This is a genomic window from Cupriavidus sp. CER-90 (assembly GCF_057652055.1).
Genome location: NZ_JBYGYM010000002.1, coordinates 1836482 through 1858125, shown reverse-complemented (window position 1 = coordinate 1858125; position 21644 = coordinate 1836482). Strand labels below are relative to the sequence as shown.

20 protein-coding genes are annotated in these 21644 nt (G+C 65.3%); 7 read left to right on the top strand and 13 right to left on the bottom strand.

The features are described 5' to 3' along the window. The first annotated feature begins 1 nt into the window (after position 1). From AC24R4_RS19130 to AC24R4_RS19115, 4 genes are all read left to right on the top strand, one after another. On the top strand, positions 2–895 hold the full coding sequence (locus AC24R4_RS19130) for a prepilin peptidase (RefSeq protein ID WP_400392315.1): 894 nt from the start codon (positions 2–4) through the stop codon (positions 893–895). An 88-nt stretch (positions 896–983) separates the two neighbouring features. Beyond that, a complete protein-coding gene (gene coaE / locus AC24R4_RS19125; protein WP_400392331.1) occupies positions 984–1607 on the top strand; it encodes a dephospho-CoA kinase in 624 nt (207 codons plus the stop codon). Between the two features lie 259 nt (positions 1608–1866). Then, positions 1867–2625 (top strand): cell division protein ZapD, encoded by a 759-nt coding sequence (zapD, locus tag AC24R4_RS19120; protein ID WP_400392313.1) that lies wholly within the window; start codon positions 1867–1869, stop codon positions 2623–2625. 8 nt (positions 2626–2633) lie between these two features. Beyond that, a complete protein-coding gene (locus AC24R4_RS19115) occupies positions 2634–2825 on the top strand; it encodes a DNA gyrase inhibitor YacG (protein ID WP_400392310.1) in 192 nt (63 codons plus the stop codon). Positions 2826–2954: 129 nt separating this feature from the next. On the opposite strand, the gene mutT is transcribed toward AC24R4_RS19115, so the two are convergent. The 5 genes from mutT to AC24R4_RS19090 all read right to left on the bottom strand — a co-directional run bounded on the left by mutT (position 2955) and on the right by AC24R4_RS19090 (position 9713). Then, complete coding sequence (mutT, locus tag AC24R4_RS19110; protein WP_153947202.1) at positions 2955–3398, bottom strand: 8-oxo-dGTP diphosphatase MutT; 444 nt, start codon at positions 3396–3398, stop codon at positions 2955–2957. A 6-nt stretch (positions 3399–3404) separates the two neighbouring features. Then, positions 3405–4295: an ATP-binding protein gene (locus tag AC24R4_RS19105; protein WP_400392307.1), complete on the bottom strand. Its 891-nt coding sequence runs from the start codon at positions 4293–4295 to the stop codon at positions 3405–3407. 76 nt (positions 4296–4371) lie between these two features. Continuing rightward, positions 4372–5598: a bifunctional glutamate N-acetyltransferase/amino-acid acetyltransferase ArgJ gene (gene argJ / locus AC24R4_RS19100; RefSeq protein ID WP_400392305.1), complete on the bottom strand. Its 1227-nt coding sequence runs from the start codon at positions 5596–5598 to the stop codon at positions 4372–4374. A 138-nt stretch (positions 5599–5736) separates the two neighbouring features. Next, on the bottom strand, positions 5737–8526 hold the full coding sequence (gene secA / locus AC24R4_RS19095; RefSeq protein WP_400392302.1) for a preprotein translocase subunit SecA: 2790 nt from the start codon (positions 8524–8526) through the stop codon (positions 5737–5739). 242 nt (positions 8527–8768) lie between these two features. Beyond that, entirely contained in the window at positions 8769–9713 is a 945-nt protein-coding gene (locus AC24R4_RS19090) for a M23 family metallopeptidase (RefSeq protein ID WP_487523488.1), read from the bottom strand. A gap of 105 nt (positions 9714–9818) precedes the next feature. On the opposite strand from AC24R4_RS19090, the gene AC24R4_RS19085 reads away from it, so the two are divergent. The 3 genes from AC24R4_RS19085 to AC24R4_RS19075 all read left to right on the top strand — a co-directional run bounded on the left by AC24R4_RS19085 (position 9819) and on the right by AC24R4_RS19075 (position 12483). Beyond that, positions 9819–10322, top strand: a complete 504-nt coding sequence (locus tag AC24R4_RS19085) for a DciA family protein (RefSeq protein ID WP_400397169.1) — start codon at positions 9819–9821, stop codon at positions 10320–10322. 252 nt (positions 10323–10574) lie between these two features. Further along, positions 10575–11747: a M20 aminoacylase family protein gene (locus tag AC24R4_RS19080; protein WP_487523487.1), complete on the top strand. Its 1173-nt coding sequence runs from the start codon at positions 10575–10577 to the stop codon at positions 11745–11747. A gap of 31 nt (positions 11748–11778) precedes the next feature. Continuing rightward, on the top strand, positions 11779–12483 hold the full coding sequence (locus AC24R4_RS19075; RefSeq protein ID WP_487523486.1) for a hypothetical protein: 705 nt from the start codon (positions 11779–11781) through the stop codon (positions 12481–12483). Between the two features lie 73 nt (positions 12484–12556). Here the strand turns inward: AC24R4_RS19075 and lpxC are convergent, their stop codons facing one another. The 8 genes from lpxC to murG all read right to left on the bottom strand — a co-directional run bounded on the left by lpxC (position 12557) and on the right by murG (position 21571). Continuing rightward, complete coding sequence (gene lpxC, locus AC24R4_RS19070; protein ID WP_153947194.1) at positions 12557–13474, bottom strand: UDP-3-O-acyl-N-acetylglucosamine deacetylase; 918 nt, start codon at positions 13472–13474, stop codon at positions 12557–12559. A gap of 154 nt (positions 13475–13628) precedes the next feature. Continuing rightward, positions 13629–14135 carry a peroxiredoxin gene (locus tag AC24R4_RS19065; RefSeq protein ID WP_400391256.1) on the bottom strand — a complete coding sequence of 169 codons (507 nt, stop codon included), beginning with the start codon at positions 14133–14135 and terminating at the stop codon, positions 13629–13631. 403 nt (positions 14136–14538) lie between these two features. Continuing rightward, entirely contained in the window at positions 14539–15729 is a 1191-nt protein-coding gene (gene ftsZ / locus AC24R4_RS19060) for a cell division protein FtsZ (protein WP_092601247.1), read from the bottom strand. Between the two features lie 196 nt (positions 15730–15925). Further along, positions 15926–17158, bottom strand: coding sequence for a cell division protein FtsA (gene ftsA, locus AC24R4_RS19055; protein ID WP_061955279.1), 1233 nt, complete (start codon positions 17156–17158; stop codon positions 15926–15928). Continuing rightward, positions 17155–18057: a cell division protein FtsQ/DivIB gene (locus AC24R4_RS19050; protein WP_400391252.1), complete on the bottom strand. Its 903-nt coding sequence runs from the start codon at positions 18055–18057 to the stop codon at positions 17155–17157. The genes ftsA and AC24R4_RS19050 overlap by 4 nt, the downstream gene beginning before the upstream one ends. Positions 18058–18094: 37 nt before the next feature. After that, positions 18095–19078 carry a D-alanine--D-alanine ligase gene (locus tag AC24R4_RS19045; protein WP_400391249.1) on the bottom strand — a complete coding sequence of 328 codons (984 nt, stop codon included), beginning with the start codon at positions 19076–19078 and terminating at the stop codon, positions 18095–18097. Then, a complete protein-coding gene (gene murC, locus AC24R4_RS19040) occupies positions 19075–20490 on the bottom strand; it encodes a UDP-N-acetylmuramate--L-alanine ligase (protein WP_400391246.1) in 1416 nt (471 codons plus the stop codon). Before murC ends, AC24R4_RS19045 begins: the two co-directional genes overlap by 4 nt. A 10-nt stretch (positions 20491–20500) precedes the next feature. Continuing rightward, entirely contained in the window at positions 20501–21571 is a 1071-nt protein-coding gene (murG, locus tag AC24R4_RS19035) for an undecaprenyldiphospho-muramoylpentapeptide beta-N-acetylglucosaminyltransferase (RefSeq protein ID WP_400391243.1), read from the bottom strand. Positions 21572–21644 lie beyond the last annotated feature (73 nt).

The following is a 21644-nucleotide window of genomic DNA, read 5'->3' as shown; positions in this document are numbered from 1 at the left end:
CATGCAAGCAGTTTTTGGACCGGCCGGGGCCGTCACGCTGGATGCCCTGGCGCTGGTGCCGGCGCCTTTCCTGATCGTCGTGGCCGGTCTGCTGGGCCTGCTCGTGGGCAGTTTTCTCAATGTCGTGATCCATCGCCTGCCAAAGATGATGGATCACGAAGAGGCCAACTACATTGCCGAACTGCGCGGCGAGCCCCTGCCGCATCCCGGGCGTTACAACCTCATGGTGCCGCGCTCGGCCTGCCCGCACTGTGGGCACCAGATCGCGGCGTGGGAAAACGTGCCAATCGTCAGTTACCTGTTCCTGCGGGGCAAGTGCTCGTCGTGCAAGGCGCCGATCAGCATCCGCTACCCGCTGGTGGAAGCGGTGAGCGGGGTCCTGACCGCACTGGCGATGTGGCATTTCGGCCCGACCGCCCAGGCCCTGGCCGCCATCGTCATGATCTGGGCCCTGGTGGCACTGTTCCTGATCGATGCCGATACCCAGTTGCTGCCTGACCAGATCACGCTGCCGCTGCTCTGGCTGGGGCTGCTGCTGAACCTGCAAGGATGGTTTGCGCCGCTGGCCGATGCCGTGATCGGTGCCGCCGCCGGGTATCTGGTGCTGTGGACGGTCAACCTGCTGTTCACGCTGGTGCGCGGCCAGGCCGGCATGGGCCATGGCGACTTCAAGCTCATGGGCGCGCTGGGCGCATGGTTTGGCTGGCAGGCACTGCCTGCGCTGATTCTGATGTCGTCGATTGTCGGCGCGATCATCGGCGGGCTGATGCTGGTGGTCCAGCGCAAGGGCCGCGACACGGCGTTTCCGTACGGCCCGTATATCGCCGGGGCCGGCCTGATCGTGCTGTTCCTGGGCCCGGACGTGCTGCCGCTGGAGCTGATCGCGGGCCACTAGCGTCGCCAGACCCGCCCGCATCGCAATCCCGGCAGTGCAAAACTGGTATCGTGGGCACCATTCCCCAATGACTCCCCTGCCCGCCCCCATGCTGGAAATCGGCCTTACCGGCGGTATCGGCTCCGGCAAGACCCGCGTCGCGGACATGTTTGCCGAGCGCGGTGCCGCGTTGATCGATACCGATCTGCTTGCCCACGAGATCACCGCGCCCGGCGGCGCGGCCATCGCACCGCTGGTGGAAGCCTTCGGCCCGCGCTGCCTGCGGTCCGACGGCGCGATGGACCGCGACGCCATGCGCGCGCTGGTGTTTTCCGACCCCACCGCCAAGGCCCGGCTCGAAGGCATCACCCACCCCCTGATCCGCCAGCTGACCGAAGCGCGCGCGGCCGCCATCCGGTCTGCCGGCCAGCATCCGTATCTGATCTACGTGGTGCCGCTGCTCGTGGAATCGGGCACGTGGCGGGCGCGCGTCGGGCGCGTGCTGGTGGTCGATTGCCAGGAAGAGACGCAGGTGGCGCGGGTCATGGGCCGGAACGGGTTCACGCGTGACCAGGTGCTGGCCATCATGCACAAGCAGGCCACCCGGGCGGCACGCCTGGCCGTGGCCGACGACGTGATCGATAACGACGGCCCGCCCGACGCACTCGCGCCGCAAGTGGCGCGGCTCGATGCGCTGTATCGCCGTCTGTCGGCACGCCCGGCAAGCGCATAAGACGACCCAAGGATCACCCGGTTGGGTTTCGCACGGCGCCTGGGCTGTCCGGTCTGCGCCGCCCGGGGAACTTTCGATTTGTGGTTGGGCTCCGACTCGCATAGAATGCGCTGAAACATGCCGGGGAAAAAGCACCGAGTGACGGCTCCCGGCCTCTGCGCCACGGCTGGACCACCAGCGTGCGCGGAGAAACCGGCGGCAGCACCGCCGGGCGCCCTCGCCTACGAACCGCCATTCGGCGCGCAGCACGGATACCGACTTGATCCTGTACGAATATCCTTTCAACGAACGCATCAGGACGCTCCTGCGCCTGGAAGACCTGTTCGATCGGCTGGATTATTTCCTCGGGCAGGAACATCCGCTGCAGCACCACGTTGCCATCACCACGATCTTCGAGATCATCGACGTGGCCGGCCGTGCCGATCTCAAGACCGACCTGATCAAGGAACTGGAGCGTCAGCGCCAGGCCCTGGCGCCGCTGCGTGCCAATCCGCAGATCGATCAGGACGCGCTGGTCAGCGTGATCACCGAAGTCGAACAGGGCATTGCGGCACTGAGCCAGACCGTTGGCAAGGCCGGCCAGCTGCTGACCGACAACGAGTGGCTCACCAGCATCCGCAGCCGGGCCATCATCCCGGGCGGCACCTGCGAATTCGACCTGCCGGCCTACTACGCCTGGCAACACCGTCCCGCCGAAGACCGCCAGGCCGATATCCTCAAGTGGGCCCGGCCGCTGGCCTCGCTGCGCATGGGCGCGACCATCGTGCTGCGCCTGCTGCGCGAGTCCGGCCAGAGCGGCAAGGTCATCGCCACGGGCGGCAGCTATCAGCAGATGCTGTCCGGCCGCAGCTACCAGCTGATGCAGGTGTACCTGGACGAATCGCTGCTGGCCTTCATCCCCGAGATGAGCGCCAACAAGTACATGCTCTGGGTCCGCTTTACCCAGCAGGACGGCGACATGCGGCCGCGCTCGGTGGACGCGGATATCCCCTTCCTGCTCAAACTCTGTAATTTCTGAAGTTCGCGATGCCAGCCGTCGTCAAGTGTCCCACCTGCGGCAAGGATGTCGCCTGGGTGCCGGAAAACAAGTTCCGCCCGTTCTGCTCCGATCGCTGCAAGCAGATCGACCTGGGCGCCTGGGCGTCCGAGAAGTATGTCATCGGCGGCAAGCCGGACGAATCGCCATCGCCAGACCTGCCGGCGGACGAGGAAGACTGACGACGCGTCGCAGGGCTGGCTCCCCTCGCCCGCTTGGCGGCAGAAGGGATTGCAGGTAGCACGCTCCCGTAGTCCCTCCCGTCTCTAACGGAAATGCCTAGCTTGTCGCCGGGCATGCCTTGCCTGCGTTCAGCTGGCGCGGGATTCCTCCGCCAGCCATTCGACGACCGGGATGGTCGCGGGTAGCAGCGGCCCCACGTCCACGGGTACCGCCTGCCAGGAAAATGCCTGGCCCTCCCTGCCGACCGGCTCGCCGCGCCAGTCGGTGATCTTGCAGAAATACAGCCGCACATAGGCGTGCGGGTAATCATGTTCGAGCGTGTGCCAGCGTTCGCTGCGCACGATGTCGAGCCCCAGTTCCTCGTGCAGTTCGCGCGCCAGCGCGTCTTCCACCGTTTCGCCCGGTTCCAGCTTGCCGCCCGGAAATTCCCAGTAGCCCTCGTACGGCTTGCCCGCCGGGCGCTGTGCCAGCAGGAAGCGGCCATCGGGCTGGATCATCACGCCCACGGCCACCTCCGTGACCTTGCGGGTCTGGCCGTCGGCCGTCGTCACGGTTTCCACCTGCGCCGTCATGCCCGGTTATTCCTTGTCCGCCACGAACGGCTGGCCATGCTTGCCGCCCCAGTCGCGCGCAAATTGCCAGGCCACCCGGCCCGAACGCGAGCCGCGCTCCAGTGCCCAGATCAGCGCATCGCCGCGCGCCGCCTCGATATCGGCCGGCGTGCAGCCGAAGTGCGACAGCCAGTGCCCGACGATCGCCAGGTACTCGTCCTGCTTCGGCGGGTAGAACGACAGCCACAGGCCGAAACGCTCGGACAGCGAGATCTTCTCTTCCACCACCTCGCCCGGATGGATCTCGCCATCGGACGTGTGCTGGTACGTCTCGTTGTCCTTCATGTACTCGGGCAGCAGATGGCGGCGGTTCGACGTGGCATAGATCAGCACGTTGTCCGACTGCGCGGCCACCGAACCGTCGAGCGCCGACTTCAGCGACTTGTAGCCCGACTCGCCGTCTTCGAACGACAGGTCGTCGCAGAAAATCACGAAGCGTTCCGGCCGCGAAGCCAGCCTTTCGACGATGTCGCCCAGGTCGCCCAGGTCGTCCTTGTCCACTTCCACCAGGCGCAGCCCATCCTTCACGAATTCATTCAGGATGGCCTTGATCAGCGACGACTTGCCCGTGCCGCGTGCGCCGGTCAGCAGCACGTTGTTGGCCGGCAGTCCCTTCACGAACTGGCGCGAGTTGGCCACGATCGCGTCCTTCTGGCGATCGATGTTCTTCAGGTCGTTCAGGTGGATCGGCGGCAGCTGGCGGATAGCCTGCAGATAGCCGATGTTGCCGAACAGGCTCTGCCGCTTGCGCCAGCGGAATGCCACCGCCTCCTTCCAGTCCGCCTCGGTCAGTTCGGGCGGCAGCCATTGTTCAAGGCGGGCGAGGAAGTTGTCGAGGCGGGCAGCAAGGTCGGACATGGGGCGCTTCTTCTCAGACGAATGACGGAATACGAAAGGCGACGGGCGAAAGTCGAGAATTTGAAGGTTCTACGACTTACGAACGGTAATCGGCGTTGATCGACACGTAGTCGTGCGACAGATCGCAGGTCCACACCGTGGCGTCGGCATTGCCACGGCCCAGCGCGATACGCACCGTGATTTCGGCCTGCTTCATCACGCGCTGGCCGTCTTCCTCGCGATAGTCGGGATTGCGGCCGCCATCGCGTGCTACCCAGACGTCGTCGAGCCACAGGTTGACGCGGTTCACATCGAGATCGTTCACACCGGCATAGCCGACGGCGGCCAGGATACGGCCCAGGTTGGGGTCCGACGCATAGAAAGCGGTCTTGACCAGCGGCGAATGGGCCACGGCATAGGCGATCTGGCGGCATTCGGCCACATCCTTGCCGCCTTCCACGCGAATCGTCATCAGCTTGGTGGCGCCTTCGCCATCGCGCACGATCATCTGGGCCAGTTCCTGGGCCAGCGACGTCACCGCGTCGCGCAGCGCGTCAAACGCCGGGCCTTCGGCGGCGGTCACGCTGGCGCCCGACTTGCCCGAGGCAATCAGCACGAACGAGTCATTGGTCGACGTATCGCCATCGATCGTGATGCTGTTGAACGAGTGATCGGCCGCATGCGACACCAGCGTCTGCAGCACCGGCTGGGCCACGGCGGCGTCCATCGCAATAAAGCCAAGCATCGTCGCCATGTTGGGACGGATCATGCCAGCGCCCTTGCTGATGCCCGACAGGGTCACGGTCTTGCCGTCGATCTGCACCGTGCGCGACGCGGCCTTGGGCTGCGTGTCGGTGGTCATGATCGATTCGGCGGCGGCCAGCCAGTTGTCGGCGCGCGCGTTGGCGATGGCCGTGGGCAGCGCGGCGGTCAGGCGATCCACAGGCAGCGGCTCCAGAATCACGCCGGTCGAGAACGGCAGCACCTGGTTGGCGGCGATGCCCAGCTGCCTGGCCAGCGCGTCGCAGGTGGCGCGCGCGGCGGCCAGGCCCGGTTCGCCGGTGCCGGCGTTGGCATTGCCCGTGTTGACCACCAGCGCGCGGATGCCGGCGCCCGCGGCCAGATGCTCGCGGCAGAGCTGCACCGGCGCGGCGCAGAAGCGGTTCTGGGTAAAGACGCCCGCCACCGTGCTGCCTTCGGCCACCTTGACCACCAGCACGTCCTTGCGATTGGCCTTGCGGATACCGCCCTCGGCCCAGCCGAGTTCGACGCCAGCGACGGATTTCAGGTTGTCTGCCTGCGGCAGGGGCAAGTTCACGGGCATGTTCGTTTCCTTTGCTGCAAATTGTGTGATGCACCTGATGAACATGCCCGCTTGAGCGGGCGGCTCAAGCGGGCATGTCCAGGGATTCGGTCGATGACGCGCCGCTCGGGGCGCGTCACCGGCAGTGGCGGGCCGGCTTCAGCTCAGCTTGCCGTGGCACTGCTTGAACTTCTTGCCCGATCCGCACGGGCAGGGGTCGTTGCGGCCAACCTTGGGCATGCCGGCCAGCGCCACGTCGCCGCCCATCGCGGCCATCGCGGCGGCGGCCGTGCTGCTGCGCGGCGACGCCTCTTCCACCGGCTCGCCGCCGTCGGCGAATTCGTCGTGCTTGTACTGCACGTTGGCCAGGTGCGACAGGCCTTCCTCGATTTCCTCGGATGCCTGCTCCAGCTGCTCCGGCGACTGGATCTGCACGTTGAACACCACGCGCGTGACTTCGTTCTTGATGACGTCCAGCAGGCGGGCGAACAGTTCGAACGACTCGCGCTTGTATTCCTGCTTCGGGTCCTTCTGCGCATAGCCGCGCAGGTGAATACCCTGGCGCAGGTGATCCAGCGCGGCCAGGTGCTCGCGCCAGTGCGTGTCGATGCTCTGCAGCATGACCGACCGCTCGAAGCCCGCGAACGAATCGCGGCCAACCTGTTCCACCTTGGCGTCGTAAGTCTCGCGCGCGGTCTTCAGGATCAGGTTCAGCAGCTCCTCGTCCTCGATGCTCTGGGCGCCCTCGATGGTCTTGGCCAGCGGCACGTCCAGGCTCCAGTCGTCACGCAGACGCTGCTCCAGCCCGGCGATATCCCACTGCTCTTCCATGCTTTCGGCGGGCACGTAGTCGCGGAACATTTCCACAATCACGCTTTCGCGCAGGTTGGCCACCATGTCGCCGACGTCCTTGGCTTCCAGCACGTCGTTACGGAGCTTGTAGATTTCCTTGCGCTGGTCGTTGGCAACGTCGTCGTACTGCAGCAGCTGCTTGCGGATGTCGAAGTTGCGGCCTTCCACCTTGCGCTGCGCCGATTCGATCGAACGCGTGACGATGCCGGCCTCGATCGGCTCGCCCTCGGGCATCTTCAGGCGTTCCATGATCGCGCGCACGCGGTCGCCGGCGAAGATGCGCAGCAGCTGGTCGTCCAGCGACAGGTAGAAGCGCGACGAACCCGGGTCGCCCTGGCGGCCGGCACGGCCCCGCAGCTGGTTGTCGATCCGGCGCGACTCATGGCGCTCGGTGCCCACGATATGCAGGCCGCCCGATGCCTTGACCTGCTCGTGCAGCGACTGCCATTCCCCTTCGAGCTGCGCGATCCTGGCGGCCTTCTCGGCATCCGACAGGTTCGGGTCGGCCTGGATGAAGCCCGATTGCTTCTCGACGTTGCCGCCCAGCACGATGTCGGTACCGCGGCCGGCCATGTTCGTGGCGATCGTGATCATCTTCGGCCGGCCGGCCTGCGCCACGATCTCGGCTTCGCGCTCGTGCTGCTTGGCGTTCAGCACCTGGTGCGGCAGCTTTTCCTTGTTCAGGAGGTCCGACAGGTACTCGGACGTCTCGATCGACGTCGTGCCCACCAGCACCGGCTGGCCACGCTCGTAGCAGTCGCGGATATCGCGCACCACGGCGTCGTAGCGTTCCTTCGACGTCTTGTAGATCTGGTCCTGCAGGTCCTTGCGCTGGGCCTGGCGGTTGGTCGGGATCACCACCACTTCCAGGCCGTAGATTTCCTGGAATTCGTACGCTTCGGTATCGGCCGTGCCGGTCATGCCGGCCAGCTTCTCGTACATGCGGAAGTAGTTCTGGAACGTGATGGTGGCCAGCGTCTGGTTTTCCTGCTGGATCGTCACGCCTTCCTTGGCCTCCACGGCCTGGTGCAGGCCGTCGGACCAGCGGCGGCCCGTCATCAGGCGGCCCGTGAATTCGTCGACGATCACCACTTCGTCGTTCTGCACCACGTAATGCTGGTCGCGATGGAACAGGCTTTGCGCACGCAGGGCGGCGTACAGGTGGTGCATCAGCGTGATGTTCTGCGGCGCGTAGAGCGATTCGCCCTCGCCGATCAGCCCTTGCGCGGCCAGGATCTGTTCGGCCTTCTCGTGGCCGGCCTCGGTCAGGTAGACCTGGTGGCCCTTCTCGTCCACGTAGTAGTCACCGGGCTTCTCGACGCCCGTGCCATCGGCCTTTTCCTCGCCGATCTGGCGCTCGAGCAGCTTCGGAATGCCGTTCATGCGCTGGTAGAGGTCGGTCTGGTTCTCGGCCTGGCCCGAGATGATCAGCGGCGTACGCGCCTCATCGATCAGGATCGAGTCCACTTCGTCGACGATCGCGTAGTGCAGCGGGCGCTGCACGCGCTGCGACGGGTCGTAGACCATGTTGTCGCGCAGGTAGTCGAAGCCGAACTCGTTGTTCGTGCCGTACGTGATGTCGGCGTTGTAGGCCACCTGCTTCTGGTCGTGCGGCATCTGCGACAGGTTCACACCCACCGACAGCCCCAGGAAGTTGTACAGGCGCCCCATCCACTCGGCGTCACGCTGGGCCAGGTAGTCGTTCACCGTCACCACGTGCACACCCTTGCCGGTCAGCGCGTTCAGGTACACGGGCAGCGTGGCGGTCAGCGTCTTGCCTTCGCCGGTTCGCATTTCGGCGATCTTGTTGTCGTTCAGCACCATGCCGCCAATCATCTGCACGTCGAAGTGGCGCATCTTCATGACGCGCTTGCTGGCTTCGCGGCACACGGCAAAGGCTTCGGGCAGCAGGGATTCGAGCGATTCGCCGCCGGCATGGCGCTGGCGGAACGTCTCGGTCATGCCACGCAGTTCGTCGTCCGAAAGCACCTCGAACTTCGGCTCGAGCGCGTTGATCTGCGTGACCGTGCGGCGATATTGTTTGATCAGCCGCTCATTGCGGCTGCCGAAGACTTTCTTGAGAAGGCCCGTGATCATCGAGTGCTTTCACCTGCGCGGCAGACCGGTACGAGACCCGCCAAATCCGCGCGAGGAATGGGTAGATTGGCGCAAAACGCCGAGTTTATCATGTGCCGATGTCCTGACCGGACCTGTCACCAGCACAGTTTCTGTACAGGTGCAACAGCCCGGCCCCATTGACCGGCGGCCCGTGCAGCAGGTTGGGACAGACGCGGCGGCTTCAATGTTCCGGCCATCGGGCCCGATGGCGGCCGGGGTCGTCATCGGATGGCGCGCCGGTCGGCCGGCGCAGGGGCGGCCGCCAGGGGGAGCTGCGCCGGCGCCGGCACCGCGGCGGTCAGGAAGCCGCCCGGGTTGCGTGGCACGCCGTTCACATGGACCTCGAAATGCAGGTGCGCCCCTGTGGAGCGGCCCGTGCTGCCCACCCGGGCGATCGGCTGGCCCGGCCGGACCAGGTCGCCGGCCTTGACCAGCACTTTCGACGCGTGGGCGTAGCGGGTCTTGAGGCCGTTGCCATGGTCGATATCGATCATGTTGCCGTACTCGTGGTGCCATTCGGCGGCCACCACCACCCCGCCAGCGGCGGCCACGACCGGCGTGCCGGCCGGCGCGACGAAATCCACGCCATCGTGCTGCGAGCGGCGGCCGCTAAAGGGATCGATGCGCGTGCCGAAGCTCGATCCATCGTAGCCCGACGCCACCGGCAGCACGCTGGGCTGGCGGCGCTCACGCAACTGGCGATCCATCAGCGCGGTCTCGATCACGTCGAAATAGTCGACGCGATGGTCGGCCTGGCGGCCCAGCCGCGCCAGTTCGTCGCTGAGCTCGGGCATCGTCAGGTCGCTGGACTGTGCGGGGTGGGCCGGGCCGCCGCGCGCCGGCCGATGGCGGAAATCGAAATCCTGGGGAGAGATGCCGGCCAGGCCGGACACGCGCTCGCCGAGCGCGTCCAGGCGCACCATCTGGGCCTGCAATTCGCCCAGCCGCGTGGCCATCACGGCCAGGTTCTCGCGCAAGTAGGCATTGTCCCGCGCCTGGCGGGTGATTTCCGGCGCCGACGCGTGACGGGCAACCAGCCAGGTCAAACCCGACGCCGCCGCCGCCACCAGCGCGCACAGCGCCAGGCCGAAGAGCACGACACGCGCCCGCGTCAACTGGAAGCGAAACACCCGCGGCTCGCGCGGATGCAGCACGATGATCTGCATGACCGTTCCCCAATTTCAAGGACGGCGCCATCAAGGCACCGGCGCGCTGGCAGGCATCGCATCCCGGCTCTCGGACGGGCAAGGATTGCGCGCTAGAATGCTTGCATGCGCTTGTTCACCCACCACGCTCACCAGACCCCGAACGCCAAGCCTCTCAATGATTGGCTGGCCAAGTCCGGCCCGGTTTCCGCGCTGATGCAGACCGCGCGGCAACTGGCGTCACTGGAAGCGGAAGTCTTTGCGTTGCTGCCACCGGCCTTGCGCAGCGGCATTGCGGTGGGCGGCATCAAGACCGACAACCGCGGCCCGCAGGCGGAGCAGACGCTGCTGTTGCTGGCCGCCCATGGCGCGGCCGCCGCACGGGTCAGGCAAGTGGTGCCCACATTGCTTTCCCGGTTGCAACAACGAGGCTCGCAGGTTACTGCAATCCGGGTACGGGTACAACCCGAGGTGGGACGCGGCGACTGGGACACCGAGCCGGTCGAGCGCAAGCCGCGCACGCAGAATCTGTCGCAAGCCGGCATGCAGAGCATGGACGCGCTGGCGCGCACCCTCGAGGATTCGCCGCTGAAGGATGCCGTGCAGGCATTGCTGGCGCGTCACCGCTGAAGACCAACAGCCCCAAAACGCTTCAGTCGAGCCCTTCACGATAATCCCGCATCGTTGCGCCAATCGGGCAGATGCGACGGTCATCGCAAATCCTGATATTTCCCCGCGATTTTGATGTACCGGTGCCGGCCCGCGCATCGGGCCCGCTGTCGGCAAAACCATGACGCCGGGCAATTTGATCATGCTGTCCGGCTCATAGAATGGCCTCGGGCGTACATCACGACCCTTTGCATTGTTCAAAGGAGAAACATCATGTACCAGCGCATTCTGGAAGCCATTTCCGAAAGCAAAGACAGATTTATCCGAATTCGGCGTCAGATCCACCAACACCCGGAAATCGGATTCGAGGAAACCGGGACCAGCGATCTCGTAGCAGAAATGCTAAAAGGCTGGGGCTACGCGGTCCATCGCGGCTTGGCCCGGACCGGCGTAGTCGGCACGCTGAAGGTGGGCCATGGCAGCAGGCGCCTGGGCATCCGCGCCGATATGGACGCCTTGCCGATGACCGAAAACAGCCAAAAGGAATGGAGCAGCACCGTTCCCGGCAAATTCCACGGCTGCGGCCACGACGGACATACCGCGATTCTGTTATGTGCGGCGGAATATCTGGCAAAGACCCGGAATTTCGACGGCACGCTGCATCTGATATTCCAGCCGGCCGAGGAATTGCTTTATGGCGGCAAAGTCATGGTGCATGACGGATTGTTCGAACAGTTTCCCTGCGATGCGATTTTCGCCATGCACAACATGCCGGGATTCAAGGAATGCGAATTCTATTTCAGGAAGGGCGCATTCATGGCATCGTCCGACACCTTGCATATCGAGATTACCGGGGTCGGCGGGCATGGTGCGATTCCGGAGAAAACGGTCGATGCCACGCTGGTTGCCTGCCATATCGGCACCGCGCTGCAAACCATTGTCTCGCGTAATGTGTCGCCGTTCGAGGCGGCGGTTATCACCATCGGCAGCATCCAGTCCGGAGAGGCGCCAAACATCATCAACGCCAAGGCCCTTATGAAACTGAGCGTCCGGTCGTTGAATCCGTCCATCCGCACCCTGCTGCTCAAGCGGATCGGCGACGTCGCGCAGCTGCAGGCGCAGAGTTTTGGCGCGACTGCCGAAGTCTTTCATGTGAACGGCAGCCCGGTGCTGGTCAATGACGACCAGGCCACCGAGTTCGCCGCCGAGGTCGCGCAGGACCTGTTTGGCAGGAACAAGGTCCATACCGACGCGCCTCAGCTGCCCGGCAGCGAGGATTTTGCGTTCATGCTGGAAGCCAATCCGAATGGCAGCTACATGCTGATCGGCGGCGGCGACGAGCCGGGCTATTGCATGGTGCATAACTCCGGTTATGACTTCAACGACAAATGCCTGGTCCCTGCCGCCGCATACTGGTGCGCGCTGACCGAGCGATACCTGAAGTAAGCCCAATTCAGGCTGGATTCGAGGTTATCCCATGAAAACACAGGATCTGGCGCTGGTCGCGCTGCTCTGCCTGATACTTCTGCCGTTCGCGGTGTTTCCGGCATGGCTCGATGCCTACAAGACCTTCAACGGGCAGCACGGCATGGTCATGGCATTTATCAAGTTCGGCGTGCTGGCGACGTTGGGCGAGGTCATCGGGCAGCGCATACGCACCGGGCATTATTTCAGGAAGGGGTTCGGCATCCTGCCGAGAATGGTCGTCTGGGGGATTCTCGGCCTGTTCATCAGCATGGCGTTCAAGGTCTTTGCCGTCGGCTCGCCCTATTTTGCGGAATACCTGGGCATCGACGGCATCGTCGCGGCCATGGCGGGCGGTTTCACGATGCTCAAACTGCTGGGCGCCTTGATTATCAGTACCTTGCTGAACCTGACCTTCTCTCCGGTCATGATGACCGCCCATAAGGTCACGGACATGCATATCGTCCGCCATCAGGGCTCGTTGCGGTCGCTGTACCGGCCGATTGCCGTCGCGGAACACCTGAAGGCGCTCGACTGGCAGACGCAGTGGGGCTTCGTGTTCAAGAAGACCATTCCGTTCTTCTGGATTCCCGCCCATGGGCTGACCTTCCTGCTGCCCCCCGATTCCCAGATCCTGTTTGCGGCATTGCTCGGTGTCGCCCTGGGTATCGTGCTGGCCCTGGCAGGCCCCAAACCTGCGAAACCCATGCCGGCCTGATCGGCGATCGCAACAAAAAACCCCCGCTCTCACGAACGGGGGTTTTTCAATCTGGCGGAACCGCCAGGGTCGATCAGGCAAACGCCGGTTGCGCCTGCGGCAGGAAGGCCGTGGGCGCTTCCTCGACCTTGTCGAAGGTCACGATCTCGTACGCTTCCTGGTCGGCCAGCAGTGCGCGCAGCAGCTGGTTGTTCAGGCCGTGGCCCGACTTGTGGGCAACGTACGAGCCAATCAGCGGATGGCCCACCACGTACAGATCGCCAATGGCATCGAGGATCTTGTGACGCACGAACTCGTCGCCGTAGCGCAGTTCCTCGTTGTTCAGCATGCGGTGCTCGTCGAGCACGATCGCGTTGTCCAGGCTGCCGCCACGGGCCAGGCCCATCTCGCGCAACGCTTCCACCTCGTGGGCAAAGCCGAACGTGCGGGCACGCGCGATTTCGCGGACATAGCTGGTATCGGCAAAGTCGATCGAGAAAGTCTGGCCGGTCTTGTCGACCGCCGGATGGCGGAAGTCGATCGTGAACGCTAGCTTGAAACCGAAGAACGGCTCCAGGCGGGCCAGCTTGTCGCCCTCGCGCACTTCCACCGCCTTCTTGACGCGGATGAAACGCTTGGCGGCCGGTTGTTCCTCGATGCCCGCGGACTGCAGCAGGAACACGAACGAAGCCGCGCTGCCGTCCATGATCGGGATTTCCTCTGCATCGACGTCGACGTAGAGGTTGTCGATGCCCAGGCCGGCGCAGGCCGACATCAGGTGCTCGACCGTCGAAACGCGGGCGCCGTCCTTCTGCAGGACCGACGCCAGACGGGTGTCGCCGATGGCGCTGGCGGCCACCGGAATTTCCACCGCTTCGGGCAGATCGACGCGCGTGAAGACGATGCCGGTATCGGCGGGGGCCGGCCTCAGCGACAGCGTCACCTTGCGACCCGAGTGCAAACCGATGCCGACCGTCTTCACCACGGATTTGATAGTGCGCTGTTTGAGCATGACGGCCTCAACTATTATTAAAAGCTATTGGGCGTAATTTCCAATAACGCGATACTACCATTACTGGATGTATTGCGCTGCACCACTTTGTGTCCGGGTGTTATGCAATGTTAATGAAGCGCCCAATACATCACCTTTACTGACACGCTTCGTGTCAGGCGCGCAACGCTTCCAGAACGGCTTCGGCGCTGCTGACCTTGAATTCGCCCGGTTCTTCCACGGCCAGGTGCGTCACCACGCCATCGTCGATGACCATGGCATAACGCTTGGCGCGCACGCCCAGGCCGCGCTGGCTCAGGTCCTGGTCCAGGCCCAGCGCCTTTGCCCACTGGGCGGCACCGTCGGCCATCATGCGGACCTTTCCGTCGGTCTTCTGCTCGCGGCCCCAGGCGCCCATCACGAAGGCGTCGTTGACCGCATGGCACCAGACCTCGTCCACGCCCGCCGCGCGCAGCTCGTCGTTGAGCTTGACGAAGCCCGGCACATGCTTGGCCGAGCAGGTGGGCGTGAATGCGCCGGGCAGGCCGAACACCACGATCTTCTTGCCCTTGACCAGTTCGGCCACCGGAAAGGCATTGGGGCCGAGCGCGCAGCCGCCGGTCTCGGTTTCAAAGAATTCGTACAACGTGGCGTCGGGGACGCGCTGGCCAACGGCGATCATTTTGGACATTCCTCCAGCGTGGTGTCTGGCGTGTATCGGAAAAACCTGCCTGCATCATAGGGGCGGATGCCGTCGCCACCAAGCGGCGCGGCATGCGGGTGCAGCAGGAATTACCTGGGATTCGAAACGCCGCGCGGCGCGTTGGGTCAACGCGCCGCGCGGACGGAGACATCCCGCCGCCGGGGGCGGGAAACCAGTCCGGGGAGGCGGCCGATGGCCTGCCTGCCCGGCAACGGGATGCGACGGACAACATGTGGCGTGGCGCGGCACAGCCGCACGCACTGACGGGTTACGTCAGTCCAGGCAAACGCCGGGCGGATAGGGAGCGCCCAGGCGATGCGTGACGGACCGCTGACAGCCTGCCAGGCGCGCGGCGGATGCCGCTGCCCTGCCGGTTCCCAACTTAGTCCGCCTGCTTGCGCAGGAAGGCCGGGATGTCGTACGTATCCACACCCTTTTCTTGCAACGCCGCCACGTGAGCCGATGCCGACTCACGCGAACTGCGCCACACCGCCGGGGTATCCAGGTTGCTGTAGTCCGGCGATGCATGGGCCGGCGCGGCCGTCAGGCCTGCCATCATCTGCACCGGGATGTTGTCCGTGCCGGTCTTCAGCAGCGTCATCGGCTGCTGCTTCTTGGCCGAACGGCCCAGGCCCGTGGCCACCACGGTCACGCGCAGGGCGTCACCCATCGAGTCGTCGTACACCGTACCGAAGATCACGGTCGCGTCTTCCGCGGCATAGCTGCGGATCGTGTTCATGACTTCCTTGGTTTCCGACAGCTTCAGCGAACGGCTGGCCGTGATGTTGACCAGCACGCCGCGCGCGCCGGACAGGTCCACGCCTTCCAGCAGCGGGCTGGCCACGGCCTGCTCGGCTGCCAGACGGGCGCGATCCACGCCCGACACGGTTGCCGTGCCCATCATGGCCTTGCCCTGCTCGCCCATCACCGTCTTCACGTCTTCGAAGTCGACGTTCACCAGACCATCGACATTGATGATCTCGGCGATGCCGGCCACGGCGTTGTGCAGCACGTCATCGGCGCACTGGAAGCACTTGTCCATCTCGGCGTCGTCGCCCATCACTTCGAACAGCTTCTCGTTGAGCACAACGATCAGCGAGTCCACCGACGATTCCAGCTCGCCCGAGCCATGTTCGGCCACCTTGGCGCGGCGCGCGCCTTCGAAGTCGAACGGCTTGCTGACCACGCCCACGGTCAGGATGCCCATTTCCTTGGCCACCTGCGCCACGATCGGCGCAGCACCGGTACCGGTGCCGCCGCCCATGCCGGCAGTGATGAAGACCATGTGGGCGCCGCGCAGCGAATCGGCAATCTGTTCGCGCGCCTGCTCCGCGCAGTTGCGGCCCACTTCAGGCTTGGCGCCGGCACCCAGCCCGGAATTGCCAAGCTGCAGCACGCGCGATGCGCTCGAACGCTTCAGCGCCTGGGCATCGGTGTTCATGCAGATGAATTCCACGCCCTGCACCCCACGGCTGATCATGTGCTGCACGGCGTTGCCGCCCGCACCGCCCACGCCCACCACCTTGATGATGGTGCCGTCCTGAATCTCCGTTTCGATCATGTCAAAGTCCATCACTGCCTCCGAGAAAAATCAGTCCCCAAACGCTGCGGCCTCCCCGCCGCAACCCTTGGTTTCTGAACAAGAAACCATCAAAAAATGACTAGCCAATACCACAGCAAAACTGCTTGACCTGCTCAACGTGCCACGATCCGTTCGGCTGACTGCAACAGGATCGTCACACTTAAAAAAGTCCTGACAAGCTTGCGGCTCAGAAGTTGCCGACAAACCATTCCTTCATGCGCGTCCACACCTGCTTCACCTGGCCGCTCTGCACGGCCACCTTGCGGCCGCGCATGCGCTGCACGCAGCCTTCCTGCAGCAGACCCATAACGGTCGAATAGCGCGGACTCTTCACGACTTCGTGCAGATTGCCGCGGTACTCGGGCACGCCCACGCGCACGGGCTTCAGGAAAATGTCCTCGCCCAGCTCGACCATGCCCGGCATCATCGCCGTACCGCCGGTAATCACCACGCCCGACGACAGCAGTTCCTCGTAGCCCGACTCGCGCACCACCTGGTGCACCAGCGAATACAGTTCCTCGATACGCGGCTCGATCACGGCGGCCAGCGCCTGGCGGCTCAGCGTGCGCGTGCCGCGGTCGCCCACGCCGGGCACCTCGATCATGTCTTCCGGGTCGGCAATCGCCTGCTTGGCAATGCCGTACTGCATCTTGATGTCCTCGGCATCGGGCGTCGGCGTGCGCAGCGCCATGGCGATGTCGTTGGTGATCTGGTCGCCGGCGATGGGGATCACGGCCGTGTGGCGGATCGCGCCCTCGCTGAAGATGGCGATGTCGGTGGTGCCGCCGCCGATGTCGACCAGCACCACGCCCAGTTCCTTCTCGTCCTCGGTCAGCACCGCCAGGCTCGACGCCAGCGGCTGCAGGATCAGGTCATGCACTTCCAGGCCGCAACGGCGCACGCACTTGACGATGTTCTGCGCCGCGCTGACCGCGCCCGTGACGATATGCACCTTCACTTCCAGGCGGATACCGCTCATGCCGATGGGCTCGCGCACGTCTTCCTGGCCGTCGATGATGAATTCCTGCGTCAGGATGTGCAGGATCTGCTGGTCGGTCGGGATGTTCACCGCCTTGGCGGTCTCGATCACGCGGGCCACGTCCGTCTGCGTGACCTCCTTGTCCTTGATCGCCACCATGCCGCTGGAGTTGAAGCTGCGGATATGGCTGCCGGCAATGCCCGTAAATACCTCGGCAATCTTGCAATCGGCCATCAGTTCGGCCTCTTCCAGCGCCCGCTGGATCGACTGCACGGTGGCCTCGATGTTGACCACGACCCCCTTCTTCAAACCCTTGGACTCTGACTGGCCCATCCCGATGACCTCATAGCTGCCGTCGGGGCGCAGTTCCGCCACCACGGCCGCCACCTTCGAGGTGCCGATGTCGAGACCGACCAGAAGGTCCTTGTATTCCTTGCTCATCGAGTTTTCTCCGCGTTCTTACTCTTGAGTCGCGTCGGATTGTTGTTGGTGTTGCCGGCCGAAGCCGCCTGGGAACCTGCCGCACCCGCTGCCGCCTTGGCCGCTGCCTTGGCCGCCGCCTGCGCCTGGGCATCGGTCAGGAAGCGCACGCTGGCCGTGCGGATGGCAAAACCGTTGGGATACCGCAGGTCGGCGTACTCGATCTGCTTGCCCCACTGCTGGGTCAACTGCGGCCACGACGCCACGAAACGCTTGACCCGCGCCTCCATGGCGGCGCGATCCTCGTCGTTCTGCTCGCGCCCGAACTCGATCACCGTGCCGTTGGACAGCTTGGCCCGCCAGGCATAGCGGCCGGAAAGGGCCACGGCCAGCGGTTCGGCCTTGATCGGCTTGAACCACTCACGCATGGTTTCCAGCTTCTCGACCACGTCTTCCTCGCTGTCCGGCGGGCCGTCCAGCGCCAGCAACTGCGCGTCTTCCTCGGCTTCGGCCGTGTTGGCCACGAATACCTCGCCGTAGGTATTGATCAGCCGGCCGCTGTCCGACCCGCCCCACGTGCCCAGCGCCTCGTGTTCTTCCACCTGTACCGCCAGGCCGTTCGGCCATTCGCGCCGCACGCTGGCATGGCGCACCCAGGGCACCGACTCGAACGCCTGGCGCGCCGCGTTCAGGTCGAGCGTGAAGAAATTGCCCGACAGCTTGTTCAGCGCGTTGGCCCGCACGCTCGGCGCGTTCACGTGGCGCAGCTGGCTGCCGTCCAGCGACGTCAGTTCCACGTGGGTAATGGCGAACACGGGCCGCTGCGCCAGCCACAACAGGCCGGCGCCAAGCGCCATGAGCGCCACCAGCGCGTAAAGCGCTGAGGCGATCAGGTTGAGCAGGCGCGCGTTGTGCCACATGGTCGTTTGGTGGGGCGGTCAGCCGTTGGTGATGCGGTTATTCGGGTTTCCAGTGCTCGTTCGGATGCAGGTCGAGCGTCGCGGCGGCCAGCACCTGCATCACGAAATCCTCGTAGCTGATGCCCGCCGCCCGCGCCGCCATCGGCACGAGCGAATGGCCGGTCATGCCGGGCGACGTATTCATTTCGAGCAGATGCGGGCGGCCGTCGCGGGTCAGCATGACGTCCGCACGGGCCCAGCCACGGCAACCCAGCACGCGAAACGCTTCGACGGCCAGCGCCCGCACTTCGTTCTCCAGTGCCTCAGGCAAAGTTGACGGGCACAGGTATTGGGTAACGTCAGTAAAGTACTTATTTTGATAGTCGTAGTTCGACTCGGGCGCGACAATCTTGATAACGGGCAGTGCTTCGGCCGTTGCGCCCTCGCCCACCACGGGGCAGGTCAGCTCGTCGCCATCGATGAACGTCTCGGCGATGACGTCGGCATCGAGCCCCGCCGCCTTCTCGAACGCCTCGCGCATCTGGCCGGCGTCGGTGACCTTGGTCAGGCCGATCGACGACCCCTCGCGGGCCGGCTTGACGATCAGCGGCAGGCCCAGATCCCGCACCACGGCGTCGAAATCGGTATCGGCGTACAGCATCGCAAAGCGCGGCGTGGCCAGGCCGTGCGTCATCCACAGGCGCTTGGTGGCCTGCTTGTCCATGGCCAGCGCCGACGCCAGCACGCCGCTGCCCGTATAGGGCACGCCCAGCTGTTCCAGCAGGCCCTGCATCGTGCCGTCCTCGCCGTAACGGCCATGCAGCGCGATGAAGACACGGTCGAACTTGGCCGCGGCCAGTTCCGCCACGGACTGCAGCGCCGGGTCGAACGCGCGGGCGTCCACGCCGCGCGACTGCAGTGCCGCCAGCACGCCGTTGCCGGACATCAGCGAGATTTCGCGCTCGGCCGAGCGCCCGCCCAGCAGCACGCCAACCTTGCCCAGCGATTTCGGATCGATATTGGGATGGGCCACGAAGCTCATTGCTGACCTCCCGCCTGGTGCGACACAAGTTGTCCCGGCACCGCACCGATCGTGCCGGCACCCATGGTCACGACCACATCGCCAGGTCGCACGGCATCCATGATCGATTGGGGCATGTCTTCGATCTGTTCCACAAAAACGGGTTCTACCTTGTTGGCCACCCGCAGCGCGCGGGTCAGCGCGCGGCCGTCGGCGGCCACGATGGGGGCCTCGCCGGCCGCATACACCTCGGCCAGCAGCAGCGCGTCGACGGTGCCCAGCACCTTCACGAAATCCTCGAAGCAGTCGCGCGTCCGCGTGAACCGGTGCGGCTGGAAGGCCAGCACCAGCCGGCGGTCCGGGAATGCACCGCGCGCGGCGGCCAGCGTGGCGGCCATTTCCACCGGGTGGTGGCCGTAGTCGTCCACCAGCGTGAACGTGCCGGCGCCATCGGGCGTCGCCACCTCGCCGTAGCGCTGGAAGCGGCGGCCCACGCCGTGGAATTCGCGCAGCGCCTTGACGATGGCGGCGTCGGGCACCTCCAGTTCGGTGGCGATGGCGATGGCGGCCAGCGCGTTCTGCACGTTGTGCAGGCCCGGCAGGTTCAGCACCACGTCCAGCGGCGGCTCGGCGTGGCCGTTGAGCTGGCGCAGCACCGTGAAATGCATCTGGCCGTCCACCGCGCGGGCGTTGATCGCGCGGATCTGGGCATCCTCGGCAAAGCCGTAGCGCACCACGGGCTTGGACACGAACGGCATGATCTCGCGCACGTTCGGGTCATCCACGCACAGCACGGCAATGCCGTAGAACGGCAGGCGCTGGGTGAATTCCACGAACGCCTGCTTCAGACGGGCAAAGTCATGCCCGTACGTGTCCATGTGGTCGGCGTCGATATTGGTGATGACTTCCATCACCGGGAACAGGTTCAGGAACGACGCATCGGACTCGTCGGCCTCGGCCACGATGAAATCGCCCGTGCCCAGGCGCGCGTTGGCACCGGCCGAATTCAGCCGGCCGCCGATCACGAAGGTCGGGTCGAGCCCGCCCTCGGCCAGCACCGACGCCACCAGGCTGGTGGTCGTGGTCTTGCCATGCGTGCCGGCGATGGCCACGCCCTGCTTCAGGCGCATCAGTTCGGCCAGCATCACGGCGCGCGGCACCACCGGAATGCGCTTGGCGCGCGCGGCCAGCACTTCCGGGTTGTCGTGGGTCACCGCGGTCGACACGACCACGGCGTTGGCGCCTTCCACGTTGGCCGCATCATGGCCGTGGCACACGCGGGCGCCGAGCGAGGCCAGGCGCCGCGTGGCAGCGTTGCTGCCCATGTCGGAGCCCGAGACCTTGTAGCCCAGGTTCAGCAGGACCTCGGCGATGCCGCTCATGCCGGCCCCGCCAATGCCTACGAAGTGGATGTTCTTGACGATATGCTTCATTGCTTCCGTTTCATTTTTCGCCCGCCATCTGACGGCAGATCTCGGCCACTCGCCGGGTTGCCTCAGGTTTGGCCAGGCTGCGCGCCGCGCGCGCCATGTCCTTCAACTGGCCGCGGTCCAGGCCGGCGATCGTTTGCGCCAGGCCCTCCGCGGTCAATGCGTTCTGTTGCACCAGCAACGCCGCACCCTGCTTCGACAGGAAGCTGGCGTTGGTGGTCTGGTGGTCGTCCACCGCGTGCGGGAACGGCACGAACAGCGCGGCCACCCCGGCGGCCGCCACTTCCGAGACCGTCATCGCGCCCGCGCGGCAGATGACCAGGTCGGCGTCGGCGTAGGCCGCCGCCATGTCGTCGATAAATGGCACGGTCTCGCCGGCCACGCCCGCCGCCGCGTAGTTCGCGCGCAGCTGGTCGATCTGTTTCGCGCCGGCCTGATGCTTTACCGTCGGCCGGGTGGCCTCGGGCAGCAGGGCCAGCGCCTTCGGCACCACGTCGTTCAGCGCCGCCGCGCCGAGGCTGCCGCCCACCACCAGGATGCGCAGCGGCCCGGTGCGATGGTCGTAGCGAGATGCCGGCTCCGGGATCGCCGCCAGTTCGGCGCGGACCGGGTTGCCGGTCCATTCGCTGTCCGGCAGCGCGTCCGGGAACGCGCACAGCACGCGGTCGGCCACCTTGGCCAGCACCTTGTTGGCCAGCCCGGCGATGGAATTCTGCTCGTGCAGCACCAGCGGCCGGCCCAGCAGCGACGCCATCATCCCGGCCGGGAACGTGATGTAGCCGCCCATGCCCAGCACCACGTCGGGCTTCACCCGGCGCAGCGCGCCGATGCTCTGCCAGAACGCGCGCAGCAGGTTCAGCGGCAGCAGCAGCTTGGTCACCAGGCCCTTGCCGCGCAGGCCGCCGAACTGGATGTACTCCATCGGAATGTCGTGCTTCGGCACCAGCGCGGCTTCCATGCCCGAGCGATTGCCCAGCCAGACCACGCGCCAGCCCTCGTCGCGCAGCGCGCGCGCGACCGCCAACCCCGGGAACACGTGTCCCCCGGTGCCGCCAGCCATGACGAGAAGGGTGCGGTCGGTCATACCTTCCCCCCACGCATCCGGCGATTCTGGCTTCGGCCGCTGCGCTTAACTTCCTGCTTGCGCAGGAAGTTAG